This window comes from Limosilactobacillus urinaemulieris, from assembly GCF_932750685.1.
GTDB classification, from domain to species: domain Bacteria; phylum Bacillota; class Bacilli; order Lactobacillales; family Lactobacillaceae; genus Limosilactobacillus; species Limosilactobacillus urinaemulieris.
In genome coordinates, this window is the sequence record NZ_CAKOBX010000003.1 from 167,310 (window position 1) to 187,180 (window position 19,871).

Consider the following 19,871-nt stretch of genomic DNA (forward strand, 5'->3'; position numbering starts at 1 on the left):
AAATGGAAACAAGAATTTTCTTTAATCCTGGCGATTCAATCGCTAATATTCATGATTACAACGAAGCAGTTCGCAAGGGACAAATCTTCAAACGTGAACGAGAAGCCGATGATCTCGTCATCGCTAAGGGACCCGATGACGAAGAATACGCAATCTTCTATGCAAAGGATGCGCAAGTCCAGCCGAAAGCTGATAAGGTTAAGCCATATGAAATTAAGAATCGGCTTTAGCGTAATAAAGGGAGTGAGACAGAACTAGCTCGCTAGTTCGTTTTCGAACCCCCGCAAACACAAATAGGGCTTCAGTGTTCGGATTTTCCGAGCACTGAAGCCCATTTGTGTACTGCGTCGTTTGTATTTTATCTAGGTAATATAACTTATGTCACAACTCTTTTTTCATTTTTTCCTTTACCGGCCACCAACCAGCTTAGCAACTTGAGATTCAAGGTAGCCAATCAATGCGTCTGAATCAGCTTTGAAGTCATCAACAAAGCTTTTGCCGTTTGGTGTAACAACACCAACTTGTTCACCCATTGCATCGGTAACAATTAACTTATCCCCGTCACGTTTTACCTCATCGTAGCGTCCTTCAAGTGCCTCATCCAATAAGGCCTGCAAAATATCTGGAACAGCCTGTTCGATCACTTCTTCTGGTGTTACTTGTTCACCATGAACCTGATGTTTAGCTACCTGAACAGCCACTTCATCCATATTCTCAGGAATATATGCACTCACTAATCTCAGCTCCCTTTCATCACGACAAAATGAGTTAACTACTTTTTTCGCTTTTTTCGTCGTTTCTTGCTAAATTTAATTCCTTGTGGGACCCGCTTCTTTCTTAATAATTGCCGATCCTTCTCTACCGGAACTGGTTGACGGGTTGCCTGTTGCCGCTTATGCAATTGTTGTCGTTCGTACTCACCCCATGGACTAAGGATCGAACGCATGAATGTTGCTACTTGTGATTGGTGGGCATCCATCCACTTTTCGGTTTTATTCACGTTATCAGTATCGACACCTTGACTCTGAATGTATGAAAGCATCAATTGAGTTGTCCGTTGACGACGCTCCATTGAAGCCAGCATATTTTGAGAGGTTTGCATATGGGCAATCGACTTCAAAGCAACCCGATACTGATCCATATCAATCTGGTCGGTTCGTTTCAGGTAGTCAAACAGTGCTTGAGCAGTTGGAACAATATTCAAAATCTCTAACTTGGTAATATTTGGATCTAGCGGCATCATCATCCCCAAGACCAATTGCAAGTCAGCAAACCGCCACTGATTAATGCCTTGATGACATTCCTGATACATTAATTGCAGAAATTCCGCAACCAGATATTGCTGATCAGCAATGCTGAGGTCTTTCTCCTTAAATTCTGGAGCAGTAGCGACCTCTCTTTTGATCCGCGTAATTTCCTGTTTCATCTTCCCTGCTGGAATTAACTTCACAGGGGCTGTCGGTTGCTTTAGTTCTTCACTTACCGACTCTTTGACGGATTGATCTTTTTGTGGTGCTTCATGGTTACCGGTTTGCTTTTTTGGACCCGAAGCAACTTCATCATTTAATTCAGCTAATGTCTGGTGAGCTTTCCGGCACTTATTCATTACTGGACGCTGCTCATCAATAGCCTTCTCAATTGCGCCTAATTGCTTATTCCCCAAGAACTTTTGATAAGCCTTCAGCACTGGTGCCACGGCAATTCCAAACGAATTAGTTAATGCTGGATCGGCAATAAATTGACCAACCATTACTTGTTGAACCGCTTGGGGTGTCCACGCGGTATCATCCAGTTGGTGCTCTTCGGTCATATACTTATTAAACCGAGTCAAAATGTTTTGAGCATGTTTCTGCTGATTAGCAGATAACTGGTCATACGTGGACGAATTTAAGAACCCTTTAATATGTTCTTCCTGTTCGCTCATTTCCCAATTATTCCTCCATCAAAAATTGAATTATCCTCTCTATCATATCATAATTACAGGTGAACAATTAATTAGGCCGTCAGCAAGACGACAAGGAGCGATTTTCAATGCAACGTAAAAAGATCCAAGAAGCAATGGCCCACGTATATTTTCAAAAGATGACACCGAATGGCTATCACGAAATTGAAAAAGAAATTGCCAAATTACAAGCACAGCGACCAGCTAAAATCAGTCAATTAAAGGCTGCTCGCGCTCTTGGCGATTTGTCAGAAAATACCGAGTATAGTACCGCTAAGCGTGAATTACGTCATTTAGAAAGTCGGTTACGCTACTTAAATAAGCAACTCCAATACGCTAAAATCATCAAACCTACCGATTCACAAACCATTGATCTTGGAACAACAGTTACCCTTCAATTTATTGACGATAACGAACGGGTTAATTATACGATTGTTGGTAAGCAAGAAGCTGATTTGCAAAAGCAAAAGATTTCATTTGACTCACCGCTCGGGCAAGCACTACTGCATCAAAAGGTGGGACAAACGGTTTCAGTTCAGGCACCACAATCCACCTACCAAGTTAAAATTTTAGCTGTTCGATTAACCTCCCCTGAGGAATCGGTTTAAACTAACTTCGTAAAAAATATTTTGGAATTAACTCGGTCCCCTGCACTAGCCTAATTAAGGCAAATATCGACTGATTAATTAGCTAATTTTTTGCTTGTTTCGCTAGCGAAGAATGCTATACTAGATCCCGTTGCATTTGCACAGCGCCCACAATATATTGTATTTTTTGCTTTTATTTATTTAGTGTGGGCACAAGATATTGATATAGGAGACTTTGAGTAATGAAAAACTATTTACACTTTCTCGCTCACCAACTTAAGGGTTGGCCCCAACAAAACTACTACCTGTTTTTCTTCAGTCTTGGCTGTCAGGTAATGACCTTGGTAAACGATAAAATTACCTGGATTACGGTAATTACCTTTATCGGAACAACACTGGGAGTCCTTTGTATTCTAGCAATCAACGCTGCTAAATCCGTTAACGGTTGGTTAGGGATCCTCTCTGCTATCTGTTTTATCATCGTTGGTTTCAGCGCCAAAAATTATCTCAGTATTGGTGAACAGCTTGCTTACGTTGTTACTCTAGATATCCCAGTCCTGCTTTCTGCTAATTGGAATATCAACATGGTCTCCAAAATCCGGAAATTCACTGGCAAAACTTGGGTCATTGCAATTCTCTCAACTATTGCTGTTTACCTTGTTTCTGGTTATCTAATTGGTGCCTTAACTAACGATCCACGTCCATGGATTGATGCCATTAGCTTCTCAATTAGTTTAACCGCTGGTGTTATTTGCTTTCTTCGGTACAACAACCAATACTTCTGGTGGCTGGCTTCTGGAATTTTCCAGATGGTCCTTTGGGGAATTACCTTTGCCCAAGGTGATGCTTCATTAGCAATGGCCGTTAACAGTATGGTTTACATTATCAATGATGTCTTAGCCTTTACCATTTCACCATGGTATAACAAGCGTGAACGTGCTCGCCTTGAAAAAGAAGAAGCTAAGTATTCAGCAAACTTACAAGCTTAAACTAAATAGATGAATCCCCAATTCAAGTCATCACGATTTGAGTTGGGGATTTTCTTAATGTATGATCTGATTAGTTATTTGACTTTGGGGGTTCAAAGATGGCTAAAATCTTCGTTGATAAGTTTACAGTCAGCCGCAGAAAATTAATCTCAAAAGAACTCTTAGTATTGCCATATTCAGCGTACTAAGAGTTTTTAGTTTGCTCACCTATTGATTAATGAACCCCCCCATATAAAATTAAGGTGAATTCAACTTATTGGGGAGATGATTCAATGTTAACCGTGAAGAATCTTAATATTTTCTATGGTCATAAGCAAATAATTGAGAATGCTTCATTTAGTATCCAACCGGGTGAAATCGTGGAGTTAATTGGGCCAAACGGTGCAGGTAAAACAACCATTATGAAAACACTCTTGGGTCTGACAAAATTCACTGGATCGATTTCTTTTAATAATCAACCTATTACCGCCAATAACCACAAGGCACTGCAAAATGTTGGCGCCTTGATCGAAAATCCCGCAATTTACCCGTTTTTAAGCGGAAAAGATAACCTCTCCCTATATTCAACTGATAAAGATGAGGTCGCGGAGTTAATCACTAAGCTACAAATGGATTCTTACATTCAGCGCCAAGCTAAAAGCTATTCAATTGGGATGAAACAAAAGTTAGGGATTGCATTAGCCCTGCTTAACCACCCCCAGTTTGTGATCCTAGATGAGCCAATGAATGGTTTAGGCATCGAAACCATCATTCTCATCCGAAAAATAATCCATGAGTATGCCCATAACGGAACCGCATTCCTTATTTCAAGCCATGTTTTAAGCGAACTGCAAAAGGTAATGACTTCCGTAATCATTTTAAACCAGGGACATATCATTATGGATGTCCCAGTTTCCCAATTCCAAGAAAGAGACAGTCAGCAATATCGCTTGGTAACCACTGACAATCAAACCGCCATTAAGTTATTAACTGCTAATTCCGTTACCGTGACCCCTACCTCTACTGGACTTGTTGTTAATAAGGATGATCTCTCGCAAATTCAACAAATACTGTTCAATAACCAAATCTGGTTACGGGAGCTTGTTCCTAACGTCCCATCTTTCGAAAAGAAAATCATCACTGTCCTTAAAGAAAGGCGGGAGACCTCAAATGGAAAATAGTTTATCACGAGAAACCTATAAATTCACTCACCAGCGAACCCCGCTTTACGGCTTCCTTGTTATGGTTTGCTTAATGCTCTATAGCAGTGTTCCCTCATACAAGGTTAACCCCTTCTTGATCAGCCAGGGATTTGGTGCTATTCAATGGTGTGCAATCATCATGGTCGCTGTCAGCGCTGATTTTATTTCAATGGAGTACCGTAATAACACAATGATCACGCTTCTTTTTAGAAGTAACAATCCCCTTACAATTTATCTTGCTAAACTGATTACCCTAGTGGTTTATGGAATTGCTTTGTTGGTAGCTGGCTTTGTTTGCTCACTGGTTTTGATGCTATTTCTAGGGAATAACTATTCATGGTCTGATAGTTTTCATGGTTATTCCCTAATTACCGCATTAGGATATAACTTTCTAGGCGCTTTTATCTACCTAATGTTTACCATTTCTCTCTCACTACTTTTGGTTATCCTGTTGAAGTCAAATTCAGTTGTTATCATTATTGGCCTTGCAATCGATTTTCTTGGGGCTAATTTTTCTGGGTTATTAATGAATATCCTCCCGAAAAAATTATGGGCGTGGAACCCACTCAATATGATTAACATCATTGTTCAACTATCCAATCAAAGTACGATTAAAATTACCCATCTCAGTAATTTTGAATTAATTCTCGGTAACGGTTGCTATACCCTACTATTCATTATTTTGGGATTGTGGGCCTTTAAAAACTACCAAAAATAGAGGGAGGGACAAGTATGTATCCCGAATTACATCGTGAACTTTACAAACTCAGTCACCGCAAACTCACTTGGTGGATGCCCGTGATAATGATCGGTTTGATGATTATTATGGGGTTAGCAATGGGAAGAGACTATTCCAATTTGCTTGTAATGACCTGTTATAATTCTAGCGACATTATTATGCTAATTCTTGTTATCCTTGGATCGACTATTTTTTCAACAGAGTTTCAAAATAATACGATCCTTGCACTGATTTATCATTCATCAAGTAAACTAGCGACCTTTATGGCAAAATACATTGCATTATTTATCTATAACGTAGTCCTTCACCTTTTAGCAATTGTTTTTACCATTCTTTTAAATATTGTTCCACTTCTCAATGCACCAGTATCGTGGACAGGCATTTATAAATACCACCAGCCACTAGTAGTAAATATGCTGGCGACGACTGGTATTGACATCATAACTTCAACGCTAATTATCAGCTTACTGTGTCTCTTCTCTTGTCTGATTAACTCCGATGCAATTGTTATTGCGATTAACGCGATTATCATTTTTATGGGGAGAGGCTTTTCCGCAAGTTTACTAAACGCTAACTTGGGAATCGGTCAAATTCTCAAATGGAACCCCCTTAACATGACTAATCTCACAACCCAATATTACAATTACGCATCCTACCATCCCACTTCCATGCTCTCCAACAGCCAACTCTTCTGGGGAACTTGCTGTTATATCGTTTTGATTTCGGGATTAGGATACTTAGCGTTTAGAAGAAAACGATTTTAAAAAATAAACTTCAAGAGCTTTGCAATTAAGTTCTTGAAGTTTATTTTTACTATTCTTCTTTGATTTCCTTTTGGTAAGCTGCATAGGTGGTTGGATCAAAACAAACCATCTCAACCTCAGCAACAACCTGGCTTGTTTTAAGGAAGTCACGGATTGTTGTGATGGCAATATGAGCAGCCCGGTCTAAAGGAAAGGCATACACTCCGGTACTAATCGAGGGAAATGCTACCGTATGACAATCGTTTTCTTCAGCAAGCTGCAAGCTGTTTCGATATGAATTAGCCAACAATTCGTCCTCGCCATTATTACCACCATGCCAAATTGGTCCTGGCGTGTGAATAACGTACTTTGCCGGCAGACGAAAACCATGTGTAATCCGTGCTTCACCGGTTGGACAGCCATGAAATTTCAAACAAGCGGCATACAGTCCTGGTCCAGCAGCTCGGTGGATCGCTCCATCAACCCCACCGCCACCAAGTAATGTCGTATTAGCAGCGTTGACAATCGCATCAACGTGGACCTGAGTGATATCTCCTTGGATTGCTTTAAGTTGGTGCATTTTTCTCCCCCTAACTTGATATTCCTAATTATAAAGCTTAAGAGGAACCAAATCCTCTTTTTCCATAGATTTAGTTCCTCTGACGATATTTATTGTTCAATTTTAGATCTAAATTGCGGATATAACCAAATTGTAGCGGTAACACAAAAACCAAATAAGATATATCCCGTAACCCTTCCAGAAACATATCCTAAATAATTATGGATATCTCCTGGCATTGCTGAAAGTGATGAGGCAGTTAGCTCGAATTGCATCACACCCAAGACAAGCCAACAAATATAGAATCCGTACTTCATTTTTAACCTTTTCCAGTCAATATATTTTAGAAGAACAAGCGTATTGAAAATTAGCGCTAATACTAATACCCACATGAACTTTCGCAGAGTTAAGTTACCCATTATCACAGGCTTTGCTAATAAAATTACTGACATAATAACGTTAATAATGTAGCTAAAGATAAAAGTTCGCCGTTCTTTTTTATTTATTTCATGTTCTTGCTTGTAGTTATCAATCATTTTATGATCCTCCCGTAATAAATCATCTAAACTTATACGGTAGAGATCACTAATTTGAACCAACATAAAGATATCCGGATAACTTCGACTATTTTCCCAACTGGAAATTGTTTTTCGTGAAACATTTAGTCTTTCAGCAATATCTTGCTGCGTCCAGTTATTCTTCTGTCGATAAGATTTCATTTTTTGAGCAAAATTCATCTCCAATTTAACCTCCACCGATATTAAATTGATTTCCCGGGAAATAATTCTTGATACTAAGATAACCAAAAGCGCGTTAAATGTCACGCTAAGGATCGTGGCAACAAAAAAGTTCCGCTTGTCTACTCTCTCAAGACAAGTGGAACTTTTTTGAACTTACTTTAGAAATGTGGTATTGCTAACGCGACCGCAATCGGTTATCGGTTCTACTGCAGCATAGCTAAAACGTGCTCAGCCTAACCTTCCTAGAGCTAACGACCTCCACCTCCGACGACATCCCGCCGTTCGGTGGAGAAATCGTTAGCCACCGGAAGGTTTTAACGGCTTCACACTCTCCTCTTTACCAAATATTCACCCGCTCTCCGGAAGCTTTGAACATCGGATCGTTGGGTTGAATGTTGAAAGCGGAGTAAAAGTCATCGAGGTTTTCTGCTTGAATATTGGCCCGGAGCTTTTGTGGAGCATGAACATCAATGGAAAGTAATAATTGTTCATACTGCTTAGTAGCTTTCATTCGCCAGATCGTTGCCCAATTAATAAAGAACTTCTTTGCATCGAAATCATCTTCTTGCTTAGCCGCTTCAAGAGCACAACTCAAGCCACCGGCATCAGCAATGTTCTCAGAAACGGTTAACTTCCCGTTAACTTTTTGACCAGCGAATTCAATTCCATCAAACTCTTTGATCATCTTTTGGGCTAGCTGCTTAAAATGTTCAGAATCTTCCTTAGTCCACCAGTTATTCAGGTTTCCCAACTCATCAAAGAGCGCACCATTATTATCAAAGGCGTGAGAAATTTCATGAGCAATTACCGCACCAATTCCGCCGTAGTTCTCACTACTGCTTTGCTTAAGTGAGTAGAATGGGGCCTGTAAAATTGCAGCTGGAAAGACGATGATATTCTTAAACGGATGGTAGTATGCATTTACGGTTGCCGCACTCATTTCCCAGCGCATCCGGTCAACCGGCTTGTTCCACCGACTAAACATCTCGCGATTTGCGACAATGTTGGCTTGATTAAGGTTAGCAATTAATGACTCACCCTCATCAATTTTAATTTGATCGTAAAGAGCTGGGATTTTGTCTGAATACCCTACTTGAATGCCAAGTTTATCTAACTTTAAAATTGCCTTATCACGGGTAGCCTTGCTTAACCAGTCATTGTTAGCTAATCGTCCTTTATATACTTTGATCATCTGCTCAACCATATGATGAACATCTTCCTTAGCTTGGGGACCAAAGTACTTCTTCCCGTAATAGTCACCCATTACTTGGCTAAAGACATCTCGTGCCAAGTAGTAAGCAAACTTCCGTTGATTAATCGACTTTTTACTACCGGAAAGTGCCCGACTATAACGACCATTAATCTCCCGCATTTCATCATCAAGATAGCTTGCGTTAGCTCGAATAACGTTGATTAACACCCAGCTCTTAAACAATTCAAAGTGATCCGTTAAGATCCCATTAAGTGCCTTAAAATATTCTGGTTCAGTTACAATGACCTTTTCAGGAGTAGTACCAATGAGCCGTTTAATCACATCTGCCAAGTCAAGCTGATCAGTTGAACTTGCTAATTCTTCTACGGTTTGCGGATTATACATTTTACTATAATCAGCTGCTTCCTCTGCGCTTTTTACGTTTGGAGCAAGAAGAGCATCAAACTTTTTGGTATTTTCAATATGCTTGGCAGCTTCATCCTTATCGTACCCAAGCTTATCCATCAAGGTAGTAACCATTGATGACCAGAGCTTTAGAAGCTGATCGTGTTGGTCCTTCTTATCAGCTTCATAGTAGCTTTTATCTGGCAAAATTAACGATGGTGCTGCAGCGAATAGAGCATAAACAGTTGCGTTTTTCATATCAGCATCAATATCAAAAACAACCGGTGACGGCATCCCCGCCATAATCCAGTTACGCCATTGACCCTGGTATTCATCATATGACTTCAATTCTTCAATACTTGTTAGCATCCGCTTAAGTGGGCGTGGGCCAACTTTTTTACGAAAATCAAATTTTTTAGCTAACCGGTATAGTTTTACCATCTCGTTGAAGCGGGAATCATCACTTTTTTCTTTTCCTTCCGCATAAGCATCTAGGTCATCCATGAGCTGCTTATCAATCTCGTCAACAAGGTCATTAAATCCCCCAGTTGCCGGCTTATCATCAGGGATTTTAGCGTTCTTTAGCCATTCCCCATTAACCGCTTCATATAAATCGTTTTTAATTTCTTGTTCATTCACTGTCACGCTCTTCATCCTCCTTATCAATCATATATTTATTATACTATTTTTAATTATCCGTTATCCATTAAAGGGCTTTAAGAGCTCGAATCGCGCAGCCCCGCTAAACCATTGAGAATGTTGACTTAATAATTGGCCAACTGCCCGGTAATCATCAAGATTAACGTTTCCAATTATTAAATGATGGTGTTGTAGCTGACGAGCTAAAATTACGTCCGCAGCCATTACCCGATCCCGAAAGAGCATTTGATTTCCTAAATCCCAATCAACATTCAGGAGCTTAACCGCCCGCTGGTATTCTTTTGAATGAGTTAGGATCTGTTTCATTACTGTCGGCTTTAATAATTCAGTCATTTTATTTCCTTCTTTAAGCTAAGAACTTGTCCAACCGGACGATGAAGTGACAAATCTGTAACTGACCCAGTTACTAACCAGTCAACCTGATGAAAATCGTATGGGTTAATCTTTTGCTCACCCCATCCATCAGTCATAATTACTACTAATGAATTTGTTGGATTAATATGGCGATCATGAAGAAAATCAAATATGCATTGAAAGCTTGTTCCTCCACCACCAACTCGGCGAAAAATAACCCGTTTACCATTTTCAATATGTTGATAGTGTTCAAAATGAACACGAGCATCAAATGGATAAATTTCTACGGGAAGGTGATCGCTATTTGTCATATAGCTAATCTGGCTTAATGCCTTTTCCAACTCATCATCAGTTACCGAACCAGAATTATCAACAAAGACTAAAATTCTGGGAACCAGTCGACTAACCGATCCCGGAAGTTCCATCCGCCAAGGTTGGCGTCGGTTAAACCTGTACGCTGCTTCTTCTCTTCCTGCAGCTAGCGTTCCCACTTGGCGACTAATCAATTGTTGCCAATTAAACCGGTCATTTATTTGTGGTTTCAATAATGTTGTTAAAATGTCACCTGGTAACGATCCACGATCCCTTTTAGGAGTATTCATATACGCTTGATGTAAAATCTTCTTTAACTGAGCTAACCGCAATTGTTGAATTCCAGAGGCAGGTTGGGCATCGCTTAATTGCCATCCCTGATGTGTTTCCTGAACTACCCGGGAAGGCTTTGCTTGATCATTTTGCCCTGCATCCTGTTCTTTTTTTCGCTGCAATTTCTGCTTATCTTGCTCTGATAGGTTCTTTAATAAACGAAGATAACTACTTGAATCCTGATGTGGCAAAATTCTGCGGTGCAAATACCGTTGCAGTTCTTCTAACGTCATTGTTTCACGGGGAACTTCTGGTAAATATTGGTTAACTGCAATGTCTGTTGCCAATTGAACTAACTCTGGCGTAGGTGAATTAGCATAACGTAATGGGTGTTGCCATAGTAAATGAAGGGCTTCATGTTCTAATAAAATTACCACTTCATCACTTCGTAGATCGGCTAGTTTTTGGGGAACTACCCTTAATTCAATTTGATCCTTCCGCCAAAAAAGACCCAGGATCGCATCTTGCTCCCGAATAACCCGTCGAGGAACCTGCAGAAGAATTTCACCAAGGATTCGCTGAGTTTGAAGAACTTGAACAATCGCTTGAGTAAGAACACGATTAGCTATTTCATAATCTGACGGGTTTTTTCTTAGTTGTTCAAGCATTTTTGCTAGTCGGTTCATTCGCCACGGTCCCCATAAGTTGCTATTTGAGCGCCGGTTTCGTATAATTCTGCCACCGCACCGTCAGGATTTTCCTTAGCGGTATTATACATTCTATTTAATAATTCATCGTTTTCACCAACTTGCTGAATAAGAGAATATTGACCATCTGGACTAATATCGGTTAGGTATGAACTAAAATTAGCTGCCCCACTATTCTGTGCTAACGTTTCTGAATATTTCCTAACCCATTCACGTAAAAGTGATAACTTATCAGCTTCTTCTAACTGCTGAAAGTCGGTTTCAAGTCCAGCTTGGTTTATCATATCGCTTACCTTTAGGCGAATTCCGTGAGCCTGAACAAATTTAGCAAATGAAACCCCAATCTCAGTTCCTAAATCACCACTAAACAAGTCAGGTGCCAATTGTTCCTGTACTTTTCCAGGAAGTTTTTGTAATTGATCCAGATTCCGGGAAACTCGTTCCCAAGCTCTTGGCGTTGGTGTTAAATCAGAGCCAAATTGATGTGGTTGAACTAGCCGACTCGGATACTGCGTTAAGTATTCAATTACCAACGGATTAATTTGAGAACGTTTAGTCTGTTCTCGCGGCTTTTTTGCCCACTCAAGCCATTCGTCAGTCGAACTGGACATTACTAGACGGACAGTTCGATCCTTAATCGCCGCGTCACCAGTTGAGACTGCATATTCACTATCTTCAAACCCTTCCATTGTATTATCTGGATTTTCGGCAATCACAATTTTAACCGTTTCTGGAAGTCGTAAACTATTAATTTGTCGTTGGAGAACCAAGTTCATCAGCTCACTCTGAACAGACTGCGGTCCTCGATTAAATTCGTCCAGAAACCAAATAATTTCCCGGTTGGGATTCTCTTCAGCGTAGCGCACGATTGATACCAACGTTTCAGAGTAACCAAACTGAACATTTGCTAAGCGACCATGATTCTTTGTTTCAATAAAAGAATCACTAGTCAGCGGTGGTACAGGAATTGCAAGATCTCCCTTTTCACTTAAACTAACTACGGTAGTATATAGTTTAGCGTCCATCTTTTTAGCAACTTCCTCTACTAAGGCAGATTTCCCTAAACCAGCTTCACCGACAATGCTAGGAACATTTCCAGCGCGTAAAACTAACGGGACCGTAATCAGGAGCTGTTGATATGTCAGGGCCATTTTTATTCCTCCCATCCATGATCTTTTAAGTTCATTTCACGTTTCCGCAGACCAGAAACATAAGGGTTTCCCTTAACATAAAAGCGGTATGGCTTACGACCATCTTTACCATTTAAATTTACCCCAATCCGACTTGTTGTGGTAATCTCACGCGGCTGGCGGCCGGTAGCAAGATCAATCGTTAAGGGACTTGTTTCTAATGGTCGACCATCTAATTCTCGTGAATGAATTCCGAGTGCTTGAACCAGCTTTGCGGGACCGTTACTAAGATTAACGCCACTCATTCCCCGATTAATTATCATTTGTTCTTGATTAACAGTCGGTTCTAGCCCCCGAATAAGGACTCCCTGAGGCTCTTCGGCATCCTGAACAACCACGTCAAAGCAGTAATGGCCCCTAATTTGATAAAGATAAATATTTCCCGGGTTACCATAAAGCGATTCGGAATAATTCGTTCGTCGACCATTATATGCATGTGAAGCGGAATCATTTTCACCAAGATAGGCTTCTGTTTCTACAATTAATCCACCAGTTGTTATCCCATCAGCATTAGTATAAGTAATCTGTTTCCCCAATAGTGCTTGGGCAATTTTTTCCGTGGGACGTCCAGTAAAAAACTGTTGATATTTTGTTAGCATCCTTGATTCCTCCTCAACTTGTACTATTCTAAAAGTATCACTAATTAGAAGGGGATTCACTATTATGGAATTAAAGTTAGAAAGAATTTATACAAAGCCTGCCGATTTAGATGGCTACAGAATCCTTGTTGACCGTATTTGGCCCCGTGGGATCTCAAAAGAAAAGGCCCACCTCGATCGCTGGATGAAAGAAGTTGCCCCAAGCAGCGATTTACGAAAATGGTATGGCCACGATGTCGCTCGTTTCCCAGAATTTAAGGAACGCTACCTGAATGAAATTGCAAGCGCACCTTCTTACTACAATACCCTTCGTGCAATTGTTCAGGAAGAATTAAAATCACAAAACGTCATTCTTCTTTATGGTGCTAAGGACGAAGAACATAATCAGGCTGTGATTCTTGCAGATAAGCTCGCAGCTGATTTAGGAGTTAAGGTCCACTCAGTTAAAAAAAGCGAAAATTAACATAATCTCCTTAATGTTCTAAAGCTAAACGCCAAAAAATGGATTTTTAGCGTTTAGCTATCTTTTTGAAACAACAATAACCCCCGAAAATCGATTTTCGGGGGTTATTGTTTTAAATCCTAGTGATAATTATGCTAAAAATTCAATTTTTGGCATTAACAGTAACTTATTTTAATAACTTCATCCCTTGCTGCAAAACCGCATCATCCACAAAGGTTGTCAAGAACCGTTGAAGTGGCGTTTCACTATGGCGATCTTTAAACGCCATTGGTTCGGCGGCAATAATAACGGCCATCAGATTATTTTCCGTTAACATCAATTGCCCTGGTCGTTGATATTTCCCCTTTGTATGTTTCCCGGTCCGCCAAATATGGATCTTGGCGTTCCCTTGCTGATCTACTTTCAGTTGATACTGACCATTATCATCTGTTTCGACCGGAATACATGTAAACCGTTGGACTTCATATTTTCCTTTTTTACTCACTATTCTCTTCCTCCAGCCATAAGTTAACCTAACCATATTCTACACTCCTCTAGTCCCACTCACAATTAACAAAAAGTGCTAAGCTAAAGTTAGTTTATATTCAGGAGGTTACCATTATGGCAGACAAAGCAATTACCGCTGAACAAATGCGGCACTATGATTCGTACACAATTAACACAATCGGCATCCCATCACTAGTATTAATGGAACGGGCAGCATTGGCGGTTCGCGATGAGGTATTAAATACATTTCCGTTGAATTTACAAAATGTTGTTGTGGTGGCCGGAAGTGGCAATAACGGCGGAGATGGACTAGATGTCGCCCGTCTCCTCCATATTGCCGGTGTAAAAGTCACTATTCTAAACGTTGGTAATCCAGACCACGCTTCCGAGGAACACCAAGTTCAAGATCGGATTTGTCAGTACTATAAAATTCCGCAAACTTCAGATCTCAATGTCCTTAAAGACGCATCATTGATTGTCGATGCCCTTTTTGGTATCGGTATTGATCGTCCTGTTGAAGGCGACTATGCTGCGGCAATTGAGGCGATTAATAACAGTGACGCCGTGGTGGTTGCCGTTGATATGCCATCAGGTATTAATACCGATACTGGAGAAGTAATGGGCGTTGCCGTTAATGCAACGGCAACCGTTACCTTTGCAATAAATAAGGTCGGCTTGACCAAGGGTACTGGTAAAGAACACGCTGGTCGAGTAGTTGTCGCTAGTGACATGGGAACATATCCAGTTGACGATTAGTGACATTAATATTCATTTTTACTGTGATTGTATAAAATTTCATCGAATAAGCTTGATTTTAGATGCATTTTCCCAGATAATTAGTGAAATAGTTCTCATAGTTAATATGATTCTATTGCATTTGGATTATCTAAAATGGAGGGAACATTATGAGTAAAATTTTTGCTTTTAGTATCCGAAAAGATGAAGAACCATACTTAAAGGAATGGGCAGCTGCTCATCCTGCAGTTGAAGTAGACTACACTGACAAGTTACTAACTCCTGAAACTGCTAGTTTAGCAAAGGGTACTGATGGTGTCGTTGTATACCAACAATTAGATTACACTCCTGAAACGCTTCAAGCATTGGCAGACTTAGGGATCACTAAGATGTCTTTGCGGAACGTTGGGGTTGATAACATTGATATGGATAAGGCTAAGGAACTTGGCTTTGAAATTACCAATGTTCCAGTCTACTCACCAAACGCAATCGCAGAACATGCCGCAATCCAAACTGCACGTGTTCTTCGTCAAGACAAGGTCTTAGACGAAAAGATCGCTAAGGGTGACCTTCGCTGGGCACCAACTATTGGTCGTGAAGTTCGTGACCAAACTGTTGGGGTTATCGGAACTGGTCACATTGGTCAAGTTTACATGCAAATCATGGAAGGCTTCGGCGCAAAGGTTATTGCTTACGATGCCTTCAAGAATCCTGAACTTGAAAAGAAGGGTTACTACGTAGACTCACTTGATGATCTTTACAAGCAAGCTGATGTTGTCTCCCTTCACGTTCCTGCATTGAAGGATACTATTAACATGATTAACGATGACACTATCGCTAAGATGAAGGATGACGCAGTTCTTGTTAACGTATCACGTGGTGCATTAGTAGATACTGATGCTGTTGTTCGGGCATTGGACAGTGGCAAGCTCTTTGGTTTCGTTATGGATACTTACGAAGACGAAGTTGGGATCTTCAACGAAGACTGGCAAGGTAAAGACTTCCCAGATGCACGTTTGAAGGACTTAATTGACCGTCCTAATGTATTGGTAACTCCACATACTGCCTTCTACACTACTCACGCAGTTCGCAACATGGTAGTTAAGGCATTTGATAATAACCTCGCATTAGTTGAAGGCAACACTCCAGAAACACCAGTTGAAGTAAAGTAAACCTTAATATCAATTATAGATAAAGGGGCCAGGAAAAACATTTTGTTTTTCCTGGCCCCTAATTATTTACCGCAAATACTTTGTTGGCTCAGCAACAAAATCTGTAATCTTAACATCAACTGTATCCTTAGTAGCAGCATTCTTCAGTTGGAACTGCCCTTCATCAACCTCACGTTCACCAAAGACCGCAAAGTACTTTGCATTACGACGGAAAGCTTCCTTAATTTGCTTACCAACCTTAACGCCACTGTAATCTTTATCAGCAACAACACCCTTATCACGAATTTGGTTTAGAATCTTAAAGGCAAGGTTATCACCATCTTCATTTGCACTAGCAAAGAAGACATCTAATTGATCTTGAGGAGCAAATTCTGGATTTTCTTCTTGAAGAAGGAGCATCAATCGTTCTACTCCCATTCCGAAGCCAATTCCTCCTTCTTCAGGGCCACCAAGCTGGCTAATAAGACCGTTGTAACGACCTCCCGCACAAACAGTCGTGTAGCCACCCCCAAATACTGGTGAATCTGACATAATTTCAAAGATCGTGTGGTTATAGTAATCCAAGCCACGAACCATATTGGTATCAATTTCGTAGTCAATTCCAAGTTCTTTCAATAAGGATTGAACCTGATCAAAGTAATTCTGTGACTCCTCGTCCAAGTAATCCAGAATAGACGGTGCTTGGGCAACGATCTTTTGGTCTCCAGCATCCTTACTATCCAAAACACGAAGGGGGTTCCGGTACATCCGTTCTTGAGAATCAGAACTCAATTCATCATAGTGTGGCTTGAGGAAGTTGATTAATGCTTCACGATAATCTTCGCGAACTTGCTTATCACCTAAAGTATTGATTGTTAACTTTACATTGGGAACACCGAACCGCTTGAACAGCCGCATTGCCATTGCAATTACCTCAACGTCAATTTGTGGTGATTCGTTATTTAATGCTTCAACACCAATTTGATGGAATTCCCGTTGCCGTCCAGATTGTGGTCGTTCATAACGAAACATTGGTCCCATGTAATAAACCTTGTATGGTTTTGGATATTCAGGACCATACAACTTATTTTCAACGTATGCCCGAACAACCCCAGCAGTTCCCTCTGGACGCAAGGCGATGTGTCGATCACCCTTATCATGGAAATCATACATTTCCTTTTCAACGATGTCCGAAGTATCACCAACATTTCGTGAAAAGACGTTGTAATCTTCAAACATCGGTGTCCGGATACCGCGATAACCAAATTGATCAAATACTTCACGCGCAACTTCTTCAACCTTTTCCCAAAGATTAGTCGTTCCTGGTAGTAAATCTGCGGTTCCTTTTGGTTTTTGGTATTCCATACTGGTACTCCCTTCAAAATAAAGCGCCCTCCTAAGACAAAGTGCCTTAGAGGGCGACTAATAAATTAAATCGTCTCTCTATAATTAATCGTTAATCTTAATTATCCATGTGTGATTTTACCATAGCTAGCAGACTTTTTGTACCTTTACCGTGCCTGCTGCTGGTGAATGTGAAATAATTTTATTCCTACAAACATCAAGGTAACAATCATCAGCATGAAAACCGAGAAAAATAGTTCTTGATAATTACCGTGTTCGATTACATACCCGCCATAAAGCGGCCCAATTGCTCGCCCAACTGAAATAACAATATTATACAGGCCCTGATAATGACCAGCATTAGCGGTCCCAGTCAATTGAGTAATCCACGCTGGTAATCCTGCAAAGCTCAATGTTTCCCCAATTGTCAAAATCACAAAGTCAACTACAAATTCGACCAAGTTATGGGCAAAGATTAAGAAGAAGAATGAACTAGCAAAGATTAAAATCCCTAGCACAATCTGAGTTGAAAGCCGCATATAGGGACTCAACTTGTTAACTAATGGTTGACCAATAATAATAATGATTCCGTTTAGTGTCCACAGTAAACTATATGCATAAAACGGAATTCCCATATTAGTCATGTGAACTGCCATAACGCTTTCCCAAAGCGAATAACTAATATGAATTGTCATTACGTTAACCAAAATTAAGAATACTAGGGCAATAAATGTTGGATGATCCTTGGTTTGCCGATCCGGCTTTGAACGTTGCTGTCCGCTGCTCTTAACCTCAATATTAAATGTAAAGAGTACCATTAAGGTTAATCCTAAATAGAATGCTGAGGCAACACTAAAGACCAGTACGACACTAATCGGTAATAAGATCCCCACAAGAAGGGTCCCCAACACTACTCCCACGTTAAATGCCATGTAAATATAGTTGAATACAAAACGTGCTGGGTGATTGGCGACTGCTGTCCCGTAGGAATTAACGATCGTCATATTAATTCCATCGCCAAAACTATTAATAACCATTAATACTGCATACCATGGCCAACCGTGAATGAAAATCAGGAGAATAATTGGAACAGTCGAACAAGTTACCCCTAGCAAAGCTGTTCGATAGGAACTCCAATGATCAAATAACCATCCCCCAATGTAATTGCCGGCCATCATTGCAATTGATATCAGGAGCATCACTACTCCTGCAGTCGTTAACGTTTGTCCTAAATATTTATTAACATACATCGTTGTTAACGGCCAGATAAAGGCAGCACCAGTATTGTTCAGCAAACTTGCTAGTGCCACCCACTTTAATTGAACCGTTTTTTCTTTCTTCATTCGATCTTTTTCTAATCCCACAACTTTTTATTGAACTCCTCAAAAAGAAAGAGATCGAGATACAATCTCAATCCCAATATTAGATCTCCATAATTAATTAGTGTTCAGCTACCATGCTTTCCTGTGGTACCCGGATTAAAGTATAACTGGATGCAACATGATTTGCTCGTAAACTAAGACCATTTAGCGGTGTATTACGGTAGTGTCCCGTCATCACCGCGGCAAATGCATGTCCTGATTCATTATCAATTTTCTGCAGCTTTTCCTTATTCCATGGCAAGCTCGTTGCTTCGACAGGAATAAGCCGTGTTCCATCGCTAATTGAACTAAACCGAGAACTAACCATATACTTAGAATCATCAGCCCAGTAGGTGTACGACACGATCGGTCGCTTTCCCGATGCACTATGCTTGGCAAGAACATAATAGTAATCGTTCCCCTGATCATGCAATTGTAATGGTTGGTACTTTGTAGATAGTTGTACCTGTTGGTGATCATTGTAGTTAACTGGTTGAATAAAGCGAAGGTATCCTAAGCTTCCTAACCATAAAACAGCCACCAAACTCATTACTACATACTGGGTAAACAGCTTACCGTCAAATCGTTTCTTTGTTTTAGCGATTAACATTAACTGTTTTACCCGAATATAATGGATTACAAAACCTAAAAATCCAATCCCAAGGATCCACATTAACCAGCCTAGCCAGTTCCAACTCATAATTTTAATTCTCCATTTCTTCTCAATAGACTTAACTTATATTGATTATCACACAAAATCATACCATTGTCCGCCCACATCACCAAAACTTAAATATTTATTCCATTTCATTCTCGTAAATTATGATAAACTTAATTTTGGCATCAAATCAAAGAATGTTTTACAATAGGACTAGTTAATCTTATATTAGCTTTGCTAAATAGCACTAAGGGGGAAATTTATTTCATGGATAATTTGAACGAAATTGCCCAGGAATTGATCAAATTTGAACGCGAGCACGATATGAACGATAATCAAGTTGCTTTTGGTAGTCACTTATCTGTTGAACGGATTCACGATATCAAATCTGGTAACAGTAACGCAACTGATGAAGAAGCCGAATTAATTGAACGGTTCATGCAAAGTAATAATACCAGTAACGATTAATTTAGTATTACAAGGCCCCTAGCATTCAAGAAA

23 protein-coding genes are annotated in these 19,871 nt (G+C 40.1%); 10 read left to right on the forward strand and 13 right to left on the reverse strand.

The genetic code is table 11. The annotated features are described in order from the left end of the window. The first annotated feature begins 2 nt into the window (after window positions 1-2). On the forward strand, window positions 3-230 hold the full coding sequence (locus MR181_RS03385; protein ID WP_191910859.1) for a hypothetical protein: 228 nt from the start codon (window positions 3-5) through the stop codon (window positions 228-230). A 177-nt stretch (window positions 231-407) separates the two neighbouring features. Here the strand turns inward: MR181_RS03385 and MR181_RS03390 are convergent, their stop codons facing one another. Both MR181_RS03390 and MR181_RS03395 read right to left on the reverse strand, forming a co-directional pair. Further along, window positions 408-734: a hypothetical protein gene (locus tag MR181_RS03390; RefSeq protein ID WP_242334857.1), complete on the reverse strand. Its 327-nt coding sequence runs from the start codon at window positions 732-734 to the stop codon at window positions 408-410. Window positions 735-772: 38 nt separating this feature from the next. Continuing rightward, window positions 773-1,924: a hypothetical protein gene (locus MR181_RS03395; RefSeq protein WP_242334860.1), complete on the reverse strand. Its 1,152-nt coding sequence runs from the start codon at window positions 1,922-1,924 to the stop codon at window positions 773-775. A 107-nt stretch (window positions 1,925-2,031) separates the two neighbouring features. On the opposite strand from MR181_RS03395, the gene greA reads away from it, so the two are divergent. From greA to MR181_RS03420, 5 genes are all read left to right on the forward strand, one after another. Continuing rightward, a complete protein-coding gene (gene greA / locus MR181_RS03400; protein ID WP_242334863.1) occupies window positions 2,032-2,550 on the forward strand; it encodes a transcription elongation factor GreA in 519 nt (172 codons plus the stop codon). Window positions 2,551-2,771: 221 nt separating this feature from the next. Continuing rightward, the gene (gene pnuC, locus MR181_RS03405; RefSeq protein ID WP_191910863.1) at window positions 2,772-3,518 is read left to right on the forward strand and encodes a nicotinamide riboside transporter PnuC; all 747 of its coding nucleotides are present in this window, start codon (window positions 2,772-2,774) and stop codon (window positions 3,516-3,518) included. A 272-nt stretch (window positions 3,519-3,790) separates the two neighbouring features. Continuing rightward, complete coding sequence (locus MR181_RS03410) at window positions 3,791-4,678, forward strand: ABC transporter ATP-binding protein (protein WP_242334866.1); 888 nt, start codon at window positions 3,791-3,793, stop codon at window positions 4,676-4,678. After that, window positions 4,668-5,417, forward strand: coding sequence for an ABC transporter permease (locus MR181_RS03415; RefSeq protein ID WP_242334873.1), 750 nt, complete (start codon window positions 4,668-4,670; stop codon window positions 5,415-5,417). Before MR181_RS03410 ends, MR181_RS03415 begins: the two co-directional genes overlap by 11 nt. A 14-nt stretch (window positions 5,418-5,431) precedes the next feature. Continuing rightward, window positions 5,432-6,202: an ABC transporter permease gene (locus MR181_RS03420; RefSeq protein ID WP_242334875.1), complete on the forward strand. Its 771-nt coding sequence runs from the start codon at window positions 5,432-5,434 to the stop codon at window positions 6,200-6,202. Between the two features lie 49 nt (window positions 6,203-6,251). Here the strand turns inward: MR181_RS03420 and MR181_RS03425 are convergent, their stop codons facing one another. The 7 genes from MR181_RS03425 to MR181_RS03455 all read right to left on the reverse strand — a co-directional run bounded on the left by MR181_RS03425 (window position 6,252) and on the right by MR181_RS03455 (window position 13,172). Then, window positions 6,252-6,761, reverse strand: coding sequence for an O-acetyl-ADP-ribose deacetylase (locus MR181_RS03425; RefSeq protein ID WP_242334879.1), 510 nt, complete (start codon window positions 6,759-6,761; stop codon window positions 6,252-6,254). A gap of 89 nt (window positions 6,762-6,850) precedes the next feature. Further along, window positions 6,851-7,477, reverse strand: coding sequence for a helix-turn-helix domain-containing protein (locus MR181_RS03430; protein WP_242334880.1), 627 nt, complete (start codon window positions 7,475-7,477; stop codon window positions 6,851-6,853). A 340-nt stretch (window positions 7,478-7,817) separates the two neighbouring features. Next, window positions 7,818-9,731 carry a M13 family metallopeptidase gene (locus MR181_RS03435; protein ID WP_422732540.1) on the reverse strand — a complete coding sequence of 638 codons (1,914 nt, stop codon included), beginning with the start codon at window positions 9,729-9,731 and terminating at the stop codon, window positions 7,818-7,820. A 45-nt stretch (window positions 9,732-9,776) separates the two neighbouring features. Next, complete coding sequence (locus MR181_RS03440; protein ID WP_242334882.1) at window positions 9,777-10,070, reverse strand: hypothetical protein; 294 nt, start codon at window positions 10,068-10,070, stop codon at window positions 9,777-9,779. After that, window positions 10,067-11,362, reverse strand: a complete 1,296-nt coding sequence (locus tag MR181_RS03445) for a vWA domain-containing protein (RefSeq protein WP_242334885.1) — start codon at window positions 11,360-11,362, stop codon at window positions 10,067-10,069. The genes MR181_RS03440 and MR181_RS03445 overlap by 4 nt, the downstream gene beginning before the upstream one ends. Then, window positions 11,359-12,534 (reverse strand): AAA family ATPase, encoded by a 1,176-nt coding sequence (locus MR181_RS03450; RefSeq protein WP_242334886.1) that lies wholly within the window; start codon window positions 12,532-12,534, stop codon window positions 11,359-11,361. The genes MR181_RS03445 and MR181_RS03450 overlap by 4 nt, the downstream gene beginning before the upstream one ends. A 2-nt stretch (window positions 12,535-12,536) precedes the next feature. Continuing rightward, complete coding sequence (locus tag MR181_RS03455; RefSeq protein ID WP_242334887.1) at window positions 12,537-13,172, reverse strand: DNA-3-methyladenine glycosylase; 636 nt, start codon at window positions 13,170-13,172, stop codon at window positions 12,537-12,539. A gap of 64 nt (window positions 13,173-13,236) precedes the next feature. Here MR181_RS03455 and MR181_RS03460 point away from each other — a divergent pair, with 64 nt between their 5' ends. Then, the gene (locus MR181_RS03460; protein WP_242334888.1) at window positions 13,237-13,635 is read left to right on the forward strand and encodes a DUF488 domain-containing protein; all 399 of its coding nucleotides are present in this window, start codon (window positions 13,237-13,239) and stop codon (window positions 13,633-13,635) included. A gap of 166 nt (window positions 13,636-13,801) precedes the next feature. Here the strand turns inward: MR181_RS03460 and MR181_RS03465 are convergent, their stop codons facing one another. Beyond that, the gene (locus tag MR181_RS03465) at window positions 13,802-14,119 is read right to left on the reverse strand and encodes a DUF7671 family protein (protein WP_242334889.1); all 318 of its coding nucleotides are present in this window, start codon (window positions 14,117-14,119) and stop codon (window positions 13,802-13,804) included. A 116-nt stretch (window positions 14,120-14,235) separates the two neighbouring features. Here MR181_RS03465 and MR181_RS03470 point away from each other — a divergent pair, with 116 nt between their 5' ends. Then, complete coding sequence (locus tag MR181_RS03470; protein ID WP_242334890.1) at window positions 14,236-14,877, forward strand: NAD(P)H-hydrate epimerase; 642 nt, start codon at window positions 14,236-14,238, stop codon at window positions 14,875-14,877. 149 nt (window positions 14,878-15,026) lie between these two features. Then, window positions 15,027-16,028, forward strand: coding sequence for a D-2-hydroxyacid dehydrogenase (locus MR181_RS03475; RefSeq protein WP_242334891.1), 1,002 nt, complete (start codon window positions 15,027-15,029; stop codon window positions 16,026-16,028). A gap of 66 nt (window positions 16,029-16,094) precedes the next feature. Here the strand turns inward: MR181_RS03475 and hisS are convergent, their stop codons facing one another. The 3 genes from hisS to MR181_RS03490 all read right to left on the reverse strand — a co-directional run bounded on the left by hisS (window position 16,095) and on the right by MR181_RS03490 (window position 19,412). Then, window positions 16,095-17,372, reverse strand: coding sequence for a histidine--tRNA ligase (gene hisS / locus MR181_RS03480; RefSeq protein ID WP_242334892.1), 1,278 nt, complete (start codon window positions 17,370-17,372; stop codon window positions 16,095-16,097). A gap of 146 nt (window positions 17,373-17,518) precedes the next feature. Further along, entirely contained in the window at window positions 17,519-18,694 is a 1,176-nt protein-coding gene (locus MR181_RS03485) for an MDR family MFS transporter (protein WP_242334895.1), read from the reverse strand. A 97-nt stretch (window positions 18,695-18,791) separates the two neighbouring features. Next, window positions 18,792-19,412 (reverse strand): LVIS_2131 family protein, encoded by a 621-nt coding sequence (locus MR181_RS03490; RefSeq protein WP_242334898.1) that lies wholly within the window; start codon window positions 19,410-19,412, stop codon window positions 18,792-18,794. 225 nt (window positions 19,413-19,637) lie between these two features. Between MR181_RS03490 and MR181_RS03495 the strand changes: the two genes are divergently transcribed. Then, window positions 19,638-19,838 (forward strand): LBP_cg2779 family protein, encoded by a 201-nt coding sequence (locus tag MR181_RS03495; RefSeq protein WP_003716400.1) that lies wholly within the window; start codon window positions 19,638-19,640, stop codon window positions 19,836-19,838. Window positions 19,839-19,871 lie beyond the last annotated feature (33 nt).

Excerpts from the sequence above, each read along its gene's own strand:
- MR181_RS03385 (WP_191910859.1), top strand. The coding sequence starts at position 3 with ATGGAAACAAGAATTTTCTTTAATCCTGGCGATTCAATCGCTAATATT.
- MR181_RS03395 (WP_242334860.1), bottom strand. The coding sequence starts at position 1,924 with ATGAGCGAACAGGAAGAACATATTAAAGGGTTCTTAAATTCGTCCACG.
- greA (WP_242334863.1), top strand. The coding sequence starts at position 2,032 with ATGCAACGTAAAAAGATCCAAGAAGCAATGGCCCACGTATATTTTCAA.
- pnuC (WP_191910863.1), top strand. The coding sequence starts at position 2,772 with ATGAAAAACTATTTACACTTTCTCGCTCACCAACTTAAGGGTTGGCCC.
- MR181_RS03410 (WP_242334866.1), top strand. The coding sequence starts at position 3,791 with ATGTTAACCGTGAAGAATCTTAATATTTTCTATGGTCATAAGCAAATA.
- MR181_RS03415 (WP_242334873.1), top strand. The coding sequence starts at position 4,668 with ATGGAAAATAGTTTATCACGAGAAACCTATAAATTCACTCACCAGCGA.
- MR181_RS03420 (WP_242334875.1), top strand. The coding sequence starts at position 5,432 with ATGTATCCCGAATTACATCGTGAACTTTACAAACTCAGTCACCGCAAA.
- MR181_RS03425 (WP_242334879.1), bottom strand. The coding sequence starts at position 6,761 with ATGCACCAACTTAAAGCAATCCAAGGAGATATCACTCAGGTCCACGTT.
- MR181_RS03430 (WP_242334880.1), bottom strand. The coding sequence starts at position 7,477 with ATGAATTTTGCTCAAAAAATGAAATCTTATCGACAGAAGAATAACTGG.
- MR181_RS03435 (WP_422732540.1), bottom strand. The coding sequence starts at position 9,731 with ATGAAGAGCGTGACAGTGAATGAACAAGAAATTAAAAACGATTTATAT.
- MR181_RS03440 (WP_242334882.1), bottom strand. The coding sequence starts at position 10,070 with ATGACTGAATTATTAAAGCCGACAGTAATGAAACAGATCCTAACTCAT.
- MR181_RS03445 (WP_242334885.1), bottom strand. The coding sequence starts at position 11,362 with ATGAACCGACTAGCAAAAATGCTTGAACAACTAAGAAAAAACCCGTCA.
- MR181_RS03450 (WP_242334886.1), bottom strand. The coding sequence starts at position 12,534 with ATGGCCCTGACATATCAACAGCTCCTGATTACGGTCCCGTTAGTTTTA.
- MR181_RS03455 (WP_242334887.1), bottom strand. The coding sequence starts at position 13,172 with ATGCTAACAAAATATCAACAGTTTTTTACTGGACGTCCCACGGAAAAA.
- MR181_RS03460 (WP_242334888.1), top strand. The coding sequence starts at position 13,237 with ATGGAATTAAAGTTAGAAAGAATTTATACAAAGCCTGCCGATTTAGAT.
- MR181_RS03470 (WP_242334890.1), top strand. The coding sequence starts at position 14,236 with ATGGCAGACAAAGCAATTACCGCTGAACAAATGCGGCACTATGATTCG.
- MR181_RS03475 (WP_242334891.1), top strand. The coding sequence starts at position 15,027 with ATGAGTAAAATTTTTGCTTTTAGTATCCGAAAAGATGAAGAACCATAC.
- hisS (WP_242334892.1), bottom strand. The coding sequence starts at position 17,372 with ATGGAATACCAAAAACCAAAAGGAACCGCAGATTTACTACCAGGAACG.
- MR181_RS03485 (WP_242334895.1), bottom strand. The coding sequence starts at position 18,694 with ATGAAGAAAGAAAAAACGGTTCAATTAAAGTGGGTGGCACTAGCAAGT.
- MR181_RS03490 (WP_242334898.1), bottom strand. The coding sequence starts at position 19,412 with ATGAGTTGGAACTGGCTAGGCTGGTTAATGTGGATCCTTGGGATTGGA.
- MR181_RS03495 (WP_003716400.1), top strand. The coding sequence starts at position 19,638 with ATGGATAATTTGAACGAAATTGCCCAGGAATTGATCAAATTTGAACGC.